Below are 13,379 nucleotides of genomic sequence, written 5' to 3'. Positions count from 1 at the left end.
GCCACGTATTCGGGTCGAGTCCTCAGCCGTTCATCGTCAGCAGGCGGCGGCCCGCGGCGAAGTGGGACACCGCATCCGGCAGGGGCTCGGCCCGGCCGGACATGTAGGTGGCCAGAATCCTCCCCTGTGCCGGGGGCTCCGGCGGCAGGGTCGGGACCAGGATGGTGCCGGTGTCCACGGATTCCCCGGCACCCTGGCCGTCCGCGCCGGGGCCCTGCGTCCCAGCGGAGCTCCCGGCCTCGTCGATCCCCAGGCGGCGGGCCGTCTGCGCGGCGACCGCGACGGGGGAGTCGAACAGGTGGCGGGTCTGTGGCCGCAGTTTGAGGATCCGATCGGTCACCAGGCCGTAGTGGGTGCAGCCGAGCACGATGTTCTCGACCTCGTCCGGGGTCGCCGCACAGCCGGCCAGGATGGCCTCGTCGATCGCAGCCGGGTCCGCCGCATCGATCGCGCGCGACAGTCCTGGACAGCGCACCGGGTACACATCCGCGGGGCTCAGCCCGGAGCCGGCTGCGGGCACGTCGGTTCCGCCCGCGCCGGGCAAGGAAGCCCCCGCGCCGGGCACGAACTCCTCGATCAGCCTGCGCTGATAGGCGCTGCCGGTGGTCGCGGTGGTGGCCCAGACGGCGAAGGGCCTGCCGGCCTCGGCCGCGACCTTGATCGCCGGCACGGTGCCGATGATCGGGATGCCCGGTTCGAAGGTCTCGCGCAGCAGATCCAGGGCGTGCACGGACGCGGTGTTGCAGGCGACGACGATCGCATCGGGGTCCCACTGCTCGATCGCATGGGCGCTGGCCAGCGCGCGCCGGCCCACGTCCTCGTGGCTCAACCGCCCATAGGGCGCGAAATCCGGGTCCATCGCCAGCACCAGATCGGCGCCGGGCAGCCGAGTGTGCAGTGCATCGGCGAAGTCGACCAGACCCAGGCCGGAGTCCAGCACCCCGATCACAGGCCGCTCGTGCGGCACACTCTTGCGCAGGCTCAGCGTCATCTCCGTGTTTCCCCCTCCACCCGTCCGGGCTCCTGAACGCCCTGATCCTCTTCATCCAAACGCTTACGCCGCAGCCGGGGATTCCCCTGCAGCCGCAGTTCTTCCCGTGACGTCGACTGCTCCGGCTCCCGTTTCGGCTCCGCGGCCGAGGTCACGTCGGGCTCCGTTTCCCGCCCCTGCTCCGTGGCCGAGGTCCCATGCGGGGCCCACCCCTGCGCGGGCTCACGCTCTGCGGCGTCCTGCGCCGGCACCGGTATCTCCGCCGGCTCCTGTGCATTCGTCGCGGCCGGCGCCGGGCGCGCAGCCGGCGTGCGCCCAGTCGACCCGGGCGCGGCCTCGGCCGCTCCGACCCCGGCCCCGGATCCTTGCGCAGCCCCGGCACTGCGGGCGACCCCGGATCCCCGCGCGGGAACCGCAGCAGGGTGGTCCATCCGCCGCCGTGCGGCCTGTGCCAGCGCGATATCGCGGGCGCTCGGATTGTCGCCCGAGAGCGTGCCGGGGTGGGCCACTCTACGGTGCCTGCGCGCTGGCTCTGCCGGCTCCAGCGTGCGCGGAGCGACCCTGCGGGGGCGGCCGTAGGTGAAGTCGCGGATCAGCGCCAGGTGCTCCTCGGTCAGGCCCGTGGCAAAGGGCGGGGCGACCATCAGCAGGCGCTCGCCGTAGCGGTCCGCGAAGTACTCCCTGGTCCCGGGTGCGACCAGGTCGTCGTCGACCCACACCGCGCGGTCGTGGTCGTGCTCGTCGAGCCACTCGCGCACGATCCGGGCCTTCCACCAGGACAGTGGATCGTTCGCCAGCCGGTTGTAGGACTGATCGGGCATCGTCATGGCGGGGTAGCTGTGCTTGAACTGCAGTGCCGGCTCGATCTCCGTGCGGCAGCGGTCGGACCAGGTGGACAGCCAGACGATATCGGCCAGCTGCGTGTCGACCAGGTGGTCGAGCATCTTCACGATCCGGGGTCGGTAGTGCAGTTCGTAGTTCCAGGCGAAGACCGCGCGGCGCTTCTCGGCGCGGAAGCGCTGGGGCGGCACGGGGAAGGAATTGAGCACGCCGTCGACGTCGAGGAATACGGTGACGTGTCGCGCGGCCCGCCGCTCGGAATCCCCCGCGTGTCGCGCGGAAGACCCGGCCGTCGGGCGGCGATTCTCATCTTCCGTCGTCCCAGTGCCCATCCCAAAGAGTCTATAGGGCTGACACAATGGCCGATATGACCGACGACACTCTCAGCGACACCCATGCAGACCTCCACCGCCTGACCGTGCTCGATGCCCTGGCCCTGTTCCGGACCGGCGAGCTGTCCCCGGTGGACTACCTCGAGGCCCACCTGGCCCGGATCGGGGCCCTCGACGGCAGCGCAGAGACGGGCGGGATCAACTGCATCGTCGATACCCTGGCCGAATCCGCCAGGGCCGCGGCCCGCGACGCCGAGGACGCCTACGCCGCCGCGCGCACCGCCGGCTCCGTGGTGGCCGGGCTGGGAGGCAGGGCGGCCGCGGGCGCCGGCATCACCTCGGCTGAAACCGAGGGCGCCCAATGGCCGGGCGGACCCGGCACCGACAAGCCGCTGCTGGGCATCCCGCTGCTAGTCAAGGAGCAGCACAACCTGGCCGGCCACAGCGCCACCCGCGGCTCTCAGGGTCGGCAGGGCCAGGTGGCCCCCGCCGATGCGCCGATCGTGGCCCGGCTGGTGGCCGCCGGCGCCATCCCGTTCGCCCGCACCACCACTCCGGAGCTGTCGTGCGCGACCTTCACACAGACCCGCGAATGGGGGATCACGCGCAATCCCTTCAATCCCGAGTTCACCCCGGGTGGGTCCTCGGGCGGTTCCGGTGCGGCCGTCGCGGCGGGCTTCGGGCCCCTGGCGACCGCCAGTGACATCGCCGGTTCCACCCGCGTGCCCGCCGCCTTCTGCGGACTGGTGGGTTTTAAGACGCCGTACGGCCGCACGCCCGGCACCCAGCCCTTGAACGCCGACTGGTACCGCGGCGACCATGTGCTGGCGCGCTCGGTGGCCGATGCCGCCTATGCCACGAACGTCATCATGGGCATCGACGCGCACGAGGCGAGCACCACCGAGCCCAATCCCGTGCTGGACTACGAGCGCGCCCAGGCCATTGCCGACCGCCGTGGCCCGGCCCCGGACCTGACGGGCTGGCGGGTGGCGGTCAGTGCGGACCTGGGCTGCTATGCGGTGGACCCGGCGGTGGCTCAGAACCTGCGCACCGTGGCCGAGGCCCTGGCGGGCGCGGGCGCGAGCGTCGAATGGGTGCCGGTGGGCCTGGACCTGACCGAAGTGCAGGCTGCCTCGATGACGCACTACGGCTATGTGCTGGCCGAGTACATGGTCGACGCGGTCGGCGGCGATGAGCACTTCGGGGATCTGGAGGACTATGCGCAGGTATTCGTGGACAAGACCAGGGCGGCCGCCGGTGAGCGCTCGATGTTCGCCGGCATGGCACTGGAGGCCCGCGTGCAGAATGCGATCGCCGACGCCATGGCCGGCTACGACGTGCTGCTGACCCCGACCTCTGCGGTGCAGGCCCTGGAGGCCGGCAACGCCTATCTGGACGGGATCGAGCGGCCCGATGGGCACCACGACTTCTATTGGGAGGCACATATGACGGTGCCGTTCAACATCGCCAACCGCTGCCCCGTGGTCTCCGTGCCTTCGGGCCTGGGGTCGACCGGGGTGCCCACGGGTGTGCAGATCGTGGGGCACCCCTACCGCGATGATTCAGTCTTCCCCGTGGCCGCCGCGCTGGAGCACCTGCTGGATTGGCCGCGCCCGCCGATGTTCTGAGCGGTACCCGGCGGTGTTCCGCCCCGCGTTCGGCAGTGTCCCGGGGACGCGGGGCGAGCCGTGATGCTCACCTCGTGAAATTCGAAGCACCGGCAAGTAAGCTTGAAGTATGAATGCTAAGAGATTTTCGACCATGATGATCATCGGCGGCATCGTCGTCCTGGCCTTCGGCTTCCTGGCCATTTTCTGGCCCCAGGTCGTTGCCAACGCCTTCGTCGTCGTGTTCGGCCTCTATGCGATCGTCGACGGGATCCTCAAAACCGTCATGGCGGCCAAGGCCAAGGGGGCGCCGGGCCGCGGCATGGTGATGACGATGGGCATCCTGGGTATCCTCGCCGGCCTGTCGCTGGCGCTGATCCCGGCCATCGGGATCGCCGTGGTCATGACGATCATCGGCATCTGGCTGCTGCTGCGCGGGCTCGTCGACATCGTGTCCTCGTTCACCGACCGGCTGGGCTTCGGGGCCTCGCGCTGGATGCTCATCCTGTCCGGCGTGCTGTGGATCATCGTGGGCATCATCGTCATGTGCTTCCCGGTTTTCACGGCCAGCGTGTTCACCATCTTCATGGGCGTGATCGCCGCCGCCGTCGGCGTGGTCACGATCTTCCTGGGGATCCTGCTGCGCGGCGTGGAGACCACGGTCCGCAGCCAGTTCGACCAGCTGCAGTGATTTCAGCTGCAGTGAGCTAGCCGAACAGGCAGCATCGCAAGCGCAGATTCACATCGTGTGCGGAGATACCCGCACACGATGTGAATCTGCGCTTGCACTGTCTCCGAGCACCGGCCGCGGCCCCTACAGCGTGGCCAGATCGGCCAGCAGCTGCTTGGTGTAGTCGTGCTCCGGGTGCTCCAACACCCTGTCCACCGGCCCGCGGTCCACGATGTGCCCGCGGTTGAGCACCGCCACATGGTCGGCCACGTGCCGGGCCAGGGTGATGTTGTGCGTGACGAACAGCATCGCCAGCCCGCGCTCCTCGCGCAGTGTGCGCAACAGCCCGATGATCGAGGCCTGCACCGAAACGTCCAGCGCACTCGTGATCTCATCGCACACCAGCACCCGTGGCGCATTCACCAGTGCCCGGGCGATCGCCGCGCGCTGCCTCTCGCCGCCGGACAGGTCGCCTGGGCGCCGGTCGAAGAACGACCTGCCCAAGCGCACCGCGTCCAGCGCCTCCAGCACGGCGTTCTTGCGCTCGCCGGCAGGCAGGCGCTTGCTCATATTCAGCGGCACCATGAGCGACTGCCCGATGGTCCGCCGCGGGTTCAGCGATGAGAACGGGCTCTGGAAGATGTACTGGATCTCCTGGCGCTGATCGATGGTGCGCTTGCGGGTGCTGCGCTCCAGCTGCCGCCCATCCAGGTGCACGCTGCCCGAATAATCGTCGTTGAGCCCCGCAATGCACCGTGACAGGGTCGTCTTGCCCGATCCGGATTCGCCCAGCAGCAGGATCGACTCGCCCTGCTGCAGGGTCATGTCGATCCCGTCGAGGATCGTCGCCGGACCATAGGACAGGTGCAGATCGCGCACCTCGAGCACCGCGCCCTCGGGCCGCGGCTCGCTGGCATTGCGCCAGTGTTCGGGATCAGCAGCCGAGGCGGTTTCGGCTACCAGCGCACCCGCGCTCCCGCGTGGCTCGCCGTCGGCCACCGCCGGACCCGCGCTCCCGCCGGCGGCTGCGGCGGTTGGCCCGGCCTCGGCGCCGAGGACCTTCCTCCCGGCCAGGTCGGGGACCGCGCGCAGCAGCCTGCGGGTGTAGTCGTGCTGTGGAGCGTGGATGACCTGTGCGACGGTGCCCTCCTCGACCACCTCGCCGCGCAGCATCACCGCGACCCGGTCGGCCAGCTCCGCCACGACCGCCAGATCGTGGGTGATGTAGAGACCGGCGACATCGTGCCTGCGGGTCATGTCCCGGATCGTGTCGAGCACGTGCGCCTGGGTGGACACGTCGAGGCCGGTGGTCGGCTCGTCGAGGATGAGCACATCGGGGTACATGGCGAAGGCCATGGCGATGCCGATGCGCTGCTGCTGCCCGCCGGAGAGCTGATGGGGCCAGCGGCGCTGATAGGCCCGGTCCGACGGCAGGCCCACGTCCTCCAGCGTCTGCGCGACGCGGGAGCGGCGTTCGGCCTCGGAGGAGCCGAAGCCGTGGATGTCGAGGACCTCGCGGATCTGCTCGCCCACCCGGATCGCGGGATTGAGGGACAGTGCCGGGTCCTGCGGGATATAGGCCACGCGGTGCCCGCGCAGGCTGCGCAGTTCCTCGGTCCGCAGCTCCATCACCTCGACGGTGCCGCCGTCGCGCGGGTACAGGCGCACATCCCCGCCTGTGTATTCCAGGCCGGAGCGGAAGTGGCCCATGCAGGCCAGGCCGGCCGTGGTCTTGCCGGAGCCGGACTCGCCCACCAGGCCCAGCAGCTGACCACGCTCCAGGGTGAAGTCCACGCCGTGCAGGATCTCCGCCCCGCCCACGGCTGCGATCCGCAGCCCGGCCACCGTGAGCACTGCGGCGCCGGAGGCGTTGCCGGGTGCCGCACTGTCCGGTGCCGTGCCGCCGGGTACCGCACTCGCGGTGCCGGCCTCGGCCACGGGATTCTTGTCGTCGTGCGTCATCACGCCTCCACATTCGTATTGGCGGTGGCGCGGGCGATCGCGTCCGCCAGCAGGTTCGTGCCGATGGTCAGCACGGCGATCGCCGCGACGGGCAGGAGCACTCCCCAGGGCTGGACCGACAGGGCGATCCGGTTCTCGTTGATCATCAGGCCCCAATCGGCCACCGGCGGCTGCATGCCCAGGCCCAGGAAGGACAGGGAGGCGATCGTGCCGATCGAATAGGTCAGGCGCAGGCCGGCCTCCACGCTCAGGGGGCCGGTGATGTTCGGGGCGATCTCCTGGACCACGATGCGCCAGCGCGGCACCGCGTACATCTCGGCGGCGCGGATGTAGTCCTCGCCGATCACCCCCAGGGTGGCCGCGCGGGCGACCCGGGCGACGCGCGGGGCGTGGGTGATGCCGATGACGGTCACCAGGACCCAGCCGTGGGTGCCCAGCACGGTGATCGCCAGCAGGGCGAAGACCAGCTGCGGGATCGCCAGGAGCACATCGTTGATGCGCATGATGATCTGGTCGACGACCCCTCCGGCATAGGCGGCGAAGATGCCCAGCAGTGCGCCCAGGGCCAGTCCCAGGGCCGTGGCCAGCACGGAATAGCACAGCAGCCGCAGGCCGCCGGCCAGGAAGCGGGCGGCCACCGAGCGGCCCAGGTCGTCCGTGCCGAAGATGCCCGAGTCCTGGAAGGGCTTGTCGGCGAACTCGGTGGGGCCGAAGCCGGTCAGCGGTTGGGCCAACAGTGGGCCGAACACGGATATCAGCAGCACCAGACCGGTCAGGATGATGCCGGTCCTGCCCTCGCGCAGGGCCCAGACGCGGCGTACCGCGCTCACGTGTGCGCTGGCCGATTCCTTCGCGGGGTCGGCGGCGGCGTTCTGCGCGCGGTCCCGTGCCGGGTCCTGGGCGTTCATATCGGTCCTCGTGTTCATGCCGCGCTCCTGATCTTCGGATTGGACAGGATCCCTGCGATGTCCGCCAGCAGGTTGACGACCACGTAGAGCGCGGCGACCAGCATGGAGATCGCCTGCACGACCTGCACATCGCGGAAGGTCACCGCGTCGATGAGTGCCTGGCCGATTCCCGGGTACCGGAACAGGAATTCGATGACGACCACACCGCCGGCCAGCCAGGCCAGCTGGATCGCGATCACCTGGGCGACGGGCCCGATCGCGTGCGGCAGCGCATGGCGCAGGATCACGCGGCGCTCCGGCACGCCCTTGAGCCTGGCCATTTCAACGAACCCGGAGTCCAGCACCTCCAACATGGTGGTGCGCATCATCCGGGCGATATAGGGCGCGACCACCAGGGCCAGGGTGATCGTCGGCAGGACCAGCTGGCTGGGCAGGGTCCAGACCGGGGTGCCCGGTGGGGCCATGGTGACCGCCGGCAGGATCCGGAAGACGGAGGTGGCGAAGATGCTGATGAGTGCGATGCCGATGACGAACTCGGGCAGCGCGGCCAGCAACAGCGTGACCCAGGTGATGGCGGAATCGGTCCGGCCGCCTCGGCGCAGGGCCGACCAGATGCCCAGGGCCACGCCCAGCGGCACGGAGATGACGGCCGCCAGGCCCATGAGCACCAGGGTGGCCGCGATCCGGTCGCCCAGCAGGGCGCTGACGGGGCCGCCGCTGGCCACCGAGGTGCCCAGATCGCCGGTGAACAGGCCGCCGAGCCACATCAGATAGCGGGTGACGGCCGGTTCGTCCAGGTGCATCTGCGCGTTGATCGCGGCGACGCGCTCCGGGGTGGCCTGCTGGCCCAGGATGGCGCGGGCCGGATCGCCGGGCAGCAGCAGGGTCGCGAAGAAGACGATGAGGGAGACGGCCAGGAGGATGAAGACGGAGAAGACGAGGCGCCTGGCGATGAGTTTGGCGATCATTTCACGTCTCCGATCCACACCTTGGCGAAGGCATAGCGGCCCAGGGGATAGCCGCTGGCGCTGGTCTCCAGGCCCACCACATAGCTCTGATAGGCGTCGACGTTGTTGGCGAAACCCCAGATGATGTAGCCGCCGTCGTCGTAGAGCATCCGCTGGGCGGCCTCCATGTGCTTCTTGCGCTGGGCGGGGTCCAGTGCGGCCTTGCTCTTGGCCAGCAGCTCGTTGTAGTCCGCGTCGTTCCAGTGCGTCTCATTGAACGGAGAGGCCTTCACCGTGCACTGATCGGCCTGGGGCAGGAAGTTCTTGGTGTTCCAGAAGGATTGGGAGAACGGATAGGACAGGTAGTTGCCCTCGCCGTAGAAGGTCGTGGAGTCCACGCGTTTGATGGTCACGGTGATCCCGGCGTCCTTGGCCTGCTGGGCGTAGACCTGGGCGGATTCCACCACTCCAGGATTGATGGGCGCGGTCACCAGTTCGACGCTCAGCCCGTCCGGGTAGCCGGCGTCGGCCAGCAGCTGTTTGGCCTTCTCGACATCGCGCGTGCGCTGGGGGAATTTCGGACCCTCGGGATCCATCGGCGCGAAGATGTCGTTGCCGATCGTGCCGTAGCCCGACAGGACCTGGTCGATCATCTGCTGGCGGTCGACGACCAGCCGGAAGGCCTGGCGCACGCGTTTGTCGTCGAAGGGCTTCTGGTCCACCCGCATGGTCAGGGGCAGCCAGCGGCCGGTCACGGAATCGAGGATCTTCATCCGGGGATCGGCCTCGATCACCTTCACCAGGGCCATTGGGATGGCCGCCACGCAGTCGACCTGGGAGCTCAGCAGGGCATTGATAACGGCGTCGTCGTCGTTGAAGTTCAGCAATTGGACCTGGTCGAGGTAAGGTTCGCCGTCCCAGTAGTGGGGGTTGCGGACCAGGGTGGTCTGCTGGCCGGGTTCGAAGGAGTCGAGCATGAAGGGGCCGGTGCCCACCGGTTCGTCCGGGTCATAGTCGCGCGGCACGATGTTGTTGTCGACCTGGGACAGGGTGTCGTCGAAGATGCTGTTGGGCGCCTTGAGCCGGAATTCCACCGTGGTCGGTCCGGTCTTGACCACCTTGTCCAGGGTGGCCAGGCCCGCGGCCCCGGTTCCCGGGTTGTCCGGATCGGTGATCCGCTTGAAACTGGCTATCACGTCCTCGGGCTCCAGGGGCCTGCCGTTGCTGAACTTCACCCCGGAACGCAGTTTGACGGTCCACACGGTCGCGGTGTCATTGGGTTCGATGGAGTCGGCCAGGCGCATCCGCAGTTTGTATTCGCGGTCGCGGGTGGCCAGGCATTCGTAGAGGTTCTGGGTGCGGGCGTAATCACCCTGATTGGTGGCGGTGTGGGCGTCAAGGGTGTCCGCGGAGGACCCGCCGGTGATCCCGACCCGCAGGGTCCCGCCCTTCTGCGGCGGTCCCGAGGTGTCGAATTCGAGTTGCGCTCCGGGGCCGGAGCAGGCGCTGAGCAACCCCAGGGCGGCTAGTACGGTGACTCCGCCGAGCATACTGCGGCGGTTGATGGGGGCTGGTGGCATTGTGGTTCTCACTCTTCCCTGCAGCGCCGGGTGTGACGCCTTCGTCCGGGTAGTCGGTATGTGAGCGCCCCATTTCATGGGTGGTATACGTCACATAGATCTACCCATCAAAGGTAGTGAGATTCTACCGATATATCAAGTTGGTTTGTCGGAACCGGGGTCGGCGCGGGTGGTGCGGGGGAGTCCTCGGCCTACCCGATCCCCAGCACCGTCATGACGACCAGTGCCACATTCAGGGCGATGATCGCCGCGACGATCAGCCAGGCCAGAGCCTGCAGCCACGGCCCGTTGACCCGCTCTCCCATGGTCCGTCGCTGCCCGGTCAGGGTGACCAGGGGGACGAGGGCGAAGGGGATGCCCAGGGACAGCGCCACCTGGCTGAGCACCAGGGCCCAGGTCGGGTCCACGCCGGCGGCCAGGATCGCCAGCGCGGGGATCAGGGTGACGACCCGGCGCAGCAGGATGGGGACGTGTTTGTGCAGCAGCCCGGCCATGATCTCGGAGCCGGCGTAGGCGCCAACCGAGGTCGACGCCAGGCTCGAGGCCAGTAGCCCGATGGCGAAGGCGATCCCCACGCCCGCGCCCAGGTGATCGGAGATTGCGGCGGCCGCGCCCTGGATGGTGTCGGTTCCCTCGACTCCGGGCAGGGAGGCTGCGGCGATGAGGATCATGGCGATATTGACCGTGCCGGCCAGGATCAGGCCCAGTACCACGTCCACCCGGGTGATGCGCAGCAGCCGGGTGATCCGCGCGCGAGCCCTGGGCCCGGCTGAATCGGGTTCGAGCACATGGCCGAAGCGATCGCGGACCAGCGTCGAGTGCAGGTAGATGGCGTGCGGCATGACGGTGGCGCCCAGCATGGAGGCGGCCAGCACCACGGAGTGCGCGCCCTCGAAACGGGGCACCAGGCCGCCGGCCGTCTGCGACCAGGACACGGGGCTGACGACCAGGCCGGCCAGGAAGCCCACCGCGATGATGAGCAGGAAGGCGATGATGACGCGTTCGAACACGTGCTGGCGGCGTTTGCCCTGGGCTGCCAGGATCCCCATGGAGATGACGCCGGTGATCAGCCCGCCCAGCAGTAACGGTAGGTCGAACAGGATGTTCAGGGCGATCGCGCCGCCGATCACCTCGGCCAGGTCGGTGGCCACTGCGACGAGTTCGGCCTGGATCCAGAAGGCGATCCGCTTGCCGCGGGACAGGCGGGAGCCGATGAGTTCGGGCAGGCTGGCCCTGGAGACGATCCCCAGCTTGGCCGACAGGTACTGCACCACGACCGCCATGGCGTTGGCCAGGACCAGAACCCACACCAGCTTGTAGCCGAATTCGGCCCCGGCGGACAGGTTTGCCGCGACGTTTCCGGGGTCGACATAGGCGACGGCTGCGACGAAGGCCGGGCCCATGAGGCGGAGCAGGCGGAGGGTGCCGCTGGAGGGGTGGCGGGGTTTGGCGGTCGGGGATCCGTCGCGCAATTAAGACTCCTTGAAGAAGAATGTTTGACTGGTCTAACAATAGCATCTCGGAGAGCGCTGCCGCTGCCCGTGGCCTATGCTTGAGGGGGCCTTGCGGGAGCACTCCGAGGGATTCGGCTGCCGAGTCGGTGCCACCCGGGGCCGCCCGTTCCCACCCTTGAGGAGAGTGATCCGATGTTCACCGTGTGGTTCTCCGGAATCGCGTCCTCGGCCTTTGCCGAGCAGACCGGGATGCTGCTGGCCGCCTTCCTGCTGTGCTCGCTGATCGGCCTGGAGAGGCAGATGCGGCAGAAGAGCGCGGGGTATCGCACGCACGTCCTGGTGGGCCTGGGCGCCTGCCTGTTCACCCTGGTCTCCGCCTACGGGTTCAAGGAGGTGCTGGGCCACGATGTCAGCCTGGACCCCTCCCGCATCGCCGCGCAGGTGGTTTCGGGCATCGGCTTCCTGGGCGCCGGCGTGATCTTCAAGGGCCGGAACATGGTGCGCGGCCTGACCACTGCTTCCACCGTCTGGGTCTCCGCCGCGGTCGGTATGGCCTGCGGGGCCGGAATGGTGCCACTGGCCGCGGTCATGACGCTGCTGTTGCTCATCATCCTGTTGGTCATCGCCCCGGTGCTCAAGCTCATTCCCAACCCGGACCGGCGCAGGCTGGTCAAGATCAGCTATCTGGACGGCTCGGGGGTGCTGCGCGACATCCTGCGCACCGCCTCGGACCTGGGCTTCTCCGCCTCGATCGACAAGACCAGGCGGATCACGATCCGCGGCAAGCGCGCGGTGGCCGTGGACGTGCGCTTCTTCGGCAAGCCGCCGCTGCGCAACCTGCTGTCCGCCCTGGCCGAGCTCGACGGTGTCGAGCGCCTGGAGCTGCGTGGCACCGTGGTCGATTCCGACGACGATACGGCGGATACCCCTGCAGCGCAGGTTGAGGGCTGAGGGGTGTCCGGACACTGGGTGCTGGGCTGCGGCATCCACTGACCGGTTCATGCAGGTTTTCGGACTCGGTGGCTGCATAAACCGCCCACTCGCCGATGGGTTCCGGCAGCGAGTGGGAACTGGCATGAACAGCCAACTAAGCCTAAGCTAACTCTGTATTCGGATTCGCGGACCTGGAGGAGGGTGGATGGAACCGGTGGCGCGCGGTGGAGACGCGGGCGAGGGCCCCTGGGGGCAGCGGGACACCTCGGACGCCGAGGCTATGGCCGGGCAGCTGGCCCGCGCCGGTCACCTGCTGGCCGCCGGGCGGATCGACGACTCGCTCGATCTGATGCGCGGACTCGCCAGGGCCGGCTGCGCCCCGGCCATCCGCACCCTGGGCTTCATCGCCCGCGCCGCCGGCCGTGACGCTGTCGCGGACTTCTGGCTGTGCAAAGCGGGGGAGTCCGGCGACGTCGACGCCATGGTCGAGGCAGGGCGGATCGCCCGCGCCGAGGGCCGCATAGTCCGCGCGCGCCAGTGGTGGACGCGGGCGGCGAACGAACACGCGGATCCGCGCGCGATGACGCTCATGGCACAGGACGCGATCGAAGCCCGTGACCTGGGCCTGGCACAGATCTGGCTGATCCGCCTGGCCCGTTCCGGCGACGACCATGCGCCCGAGGTGATCTTCCGCCTGGGCCTGGCCCACGCCCTGGACGGGGACGTGATCCGCGCCAGGCAGTGCTGGGCCGAGTCCGTGCGCTGTGGGCATACGCGCTCGCTGGACGCCCTGCGCGCGGTCGCCGATCTGGAAGCGGCCGAGGCCGTGCGCACCCTGGAAGTCATGTTCCGCCTGGCCGATGAACACGATTACGCCGCCGCGCTGGCCGAACGCGGGCTCGATATCGAGCTGAGTGCGCTGCTGCGCGGGGAGGTCTGAGGGTACGGGGCGCCTGGGGGTGTTTTCCCACTCGATGATGCCCCGCCCCATCGAGTGACCGGTTCATGCGGATTCTGCGCCCCGGAACCTGCTGTGAAGTCTCGGGACATCGTGACCACAGATGTCTCACAACATCATGACCACCATGTCTCACCACATCATGACCATACCCATGGTCACGTGGACTCATGACCCGTGACTACAAGCCCACACAA

The 13,379-nt window shown here is 68.8% G+C and carries 11 protein-coding genes; 4 read left to right on the top strand and 7 right to left on the bottom strand.

Going from position 1 to position 13,379, the window contains the following annotated elements; genetic code table 11:
• Positions 1-22: 22 nt before the first annotated feature.
• Together NQ036_RS14380 and NQ036_RS14375 are read right to left on the bottom strand one after the other, a co-directional pair.
• The gene (locus NQ036_RS14380) at positions 23-991 is read right to left on the bottom strand and encodes a glutamate racemase (protein WP_257049742.1); all 969 of its coding nucleotides are present in this window, start codon (positions 989-991) and stop codon (positions 23-25) included.
• Positions 988-2,163 carry an HAD domain-containing protein gene (locus NQ036_RS14375; RefSeq protein WP_257059761.1) on the bottom strand — a complete coding sequence of 392 codons (1,176 nt, stop codon included), beginning with the start codon at positions 2,161-2,163 and terminating at the stop codon, positions 988-990. Before NQ036_RS14375 ends, NQ036_RS14380 begins: the two co-directional genes overlap by 4 nt.
• Positions 2,164-2,198: 35 nt before the next feature.
• On the opposite strand from NQ036_RS14375, the gene NQ036_RS14370 reads away from it, so the two are divergent.
• Both NQ036_RS14370 and NQ036_RS14365 read left to right on the top strand, forming a co-directional pair.
• Positions 2,199-3,791, top strand: coding sequence for an amidase (locus tag NQ036_RS14370; protein ID WP_257049740.1), 1,593 nt, complete (start codon positions 2,199-2,201; stop codon positions 3,789-3,791).
• Between the two features lie 109 nt (positions 3,792-3,900).
• Positions 3,901-4,461, top strand: a complete 561-nt coding sequence (locus NQ036_RS14365; protein WP_257049739.1) for an HdeD family acid-resistance protein — start codon at positions 3,901-3,903, stop codon at positions 4,459-4,461.
• A 123-nt stretch (positions 4,462-4,584) separates the two neighbouring features.
• Here NQ036_RS14365 and NQ036_RS14360 read toward each other — a convergent pair whose 3' ends face one another.
• From NQ036_RS14360 to NQ036_RS14340, 5 genes are all read right to left on the bottom strand, one after another.
• Complete coding sequence (locus NQ036_RS14360) at positions 4,585-6,402, bottom strand: ABC transporter ATP-binding protein (protein WP_257049738.1); 1,818 nt, start codon at positions 6,400-6,402, stop codon at positions 4,585-4,587.
• A complete protein-coding gene (locus NQ036_RS14355; RefSeq protein ID WP_257049737.1) occupies positions 6,402-7,328 on the bottom strand; it encodes an ABC transporter permease in 927 nt (308 codons plus the stop codon). Before NQ036_RS14355 ends, NQ036_RS14360 begins: the two co-directional genes overlap by 1 nt.
• Positions 7,325-8,278: an ABC transporter permease gene (locus tag NQ036_RS14350; protein ID WP_257049736.1), complete on the bottom strand. Its 954-nt coding sequence runs from the start codon at positions 8,276-8,278 to the stop codon at positions 7,325-7,327. Before NQ036_RS14350 ends, NQ036_RS14355 begins: the two co-directional genes overlap by 4 nt.
• Entirely contained in the window at positions 8,275-9,837 is a 1,563-nt protein-coding gene (locus tag NQ036_RS14345) for an ABC transporter substrate-binding protein (RefSeq protein ID WP_257049735.1), read from the bottom strand. The genes NQ036_RS14350 and NQ036_RS14345 overlap by 4 nt, the downstream gene beginning before the upstream one ends.
• A gap of 191 nt (positions 9,838-10,028) precedes the next feature.
• Positions 10,029-11,240: an Nramp family divalent metal transporter gene (locus NQ036_RS14340; RefSeq protein WP_257049760.1), complete on the bottom strand. Its 1,212-nt coding sequence runs from the start codon at positions 11,238-11,240 to the stop codon at positions 10,029-10,031.
• Positions 11,241-11,483: 243 nt separating this feature from the next.
• On the opposite strand from NQ036_RS14340, the gene NQ036_RS14335 reads away from it, so the two are divergent.
• Positions 11,484-12,242 carry an MgtC/SapB family protein gene (locus tag NQ036_RS14335; protein WP_257049733.1) on the top strand — a complete coding sequence of 253 codons (759 nt, stop codon included), beginning with the start codon at positions 11,484-11,486 and terminating at the stop codon, positions 12,240-12,242.
• A gap of 187 nt (positions 12,243-12,429) precedes the next feature.
• Positions 12,430-13,164, top strand: a complete 735-nt coding sequence (locus NQ036_RS14330) for a hypothetical protein (protein ID WP_257050020.1) — start codon at positions 12,430-12,432, stop codon at positions 13,162-13,164.
• The last annotated feature ends 215 nt before the right edge of the window (positions 13,165-13,379 follow it).

This window comes from Brevibacterium sp. 91QC2O2 (genome assembly GCF_024580695.1).
GTDB lineage: Bacteria > Actinomycetota > Actinomycetes > Actinomycetales > Brevibacteriaceae > Brevibacterium > Brevibacterium moorei.
The sequence above is the reverse complement of the archived record's forward strand: the minus strand, read 5'-3'. Positions and strand labels throughout refer to the sequence as shown.

What these genes read in the sequence shown, in the direction of transcription:
- NQ036_RS14380 (WP_257049742.1), bottom strand. Translation starts at nt 991, where the DNA reads ATGACGCTGAGCCTGCGCAAGAGTGTGCCGCACGAGCGGCCTGTGATC.
- NQ036_RS14375 (WP_257059761.1), bottom strand. Translation starts at nt 2,163, where the DNA reads ATGGGCACTGGGACGACGGAAGATGAGAATCGCCGCCCGACGGCCGGG.
- NQ036_RS14370 (WP_257049740.1), top strand. Translation starts at nt 2,199, where the DNA reads ATGACCGACGACACTCTCAGCGACACCCATGCAGACCTCCACCGCCTG.
- NQ036_RS14365 (WP_257049739.1), top strand. Translation starts at nt 3,901, where the DNA reads ATGAATGCTAAGAGATTTTCGACCATGATGATCATCGGCGGCATCGTC.
- NQ036_RS14360 (WP_257049738.1), bottom strand. Translation starts at nt 6,402, where the DNA reads ATGACGCACGACGACAAGAATCCCGTGGCCGAGGCCGGCACCGCGAGT.
- NQ036_RS14355 (WP_257049737.1), bottom strand. Translation starts at nt 7,328, where the DNA reads ATGAACACGAGGACCGATATGAACGCCCAGGACCCGGCACGGGACCGC.
- NQ036_RS14350 (WP_257049736.1), bottom strand. Translation starts at nt 8,278, where the DNA reads ATGATCGCCAAACTCATCGCCAGGCGCCTCGTCTTCTCCGTCTTCATC.
- NQ036_RS14345 (WP_257049735.1), bottom strand. Translation starts at nt 9,837, where the DNA reads ATGCCACCAGCCCCCATCAACCGCCGCAGTATGCTCGGCGGAGTCACC.
- NQ036_RS14340 (WP_257049760.1), bottom strand. Translation starts at nt 11,240, where the DNA reads ATGGGCCCGGCCTTCGTCGCAGCCGTCGCCTATGTCGACCCCGGAAAC.
- NQ036_RS14335 (WP_257049733.1), top strand. Translation starts at nt 11,484, where the DNA reads ATGTTCACCGTGTGGTTCTCCGGAATCGCGTCCTCGGCCTTTGCCGAG.
- NQ036_RS14330 (WP_257050020.1), top strand. Translation starts at nt 12,430, where the DNA reads ATGGAACCGGTGGCGCGCGGTGGAGACGCGGGCGAGGGCCCCTGGGGG.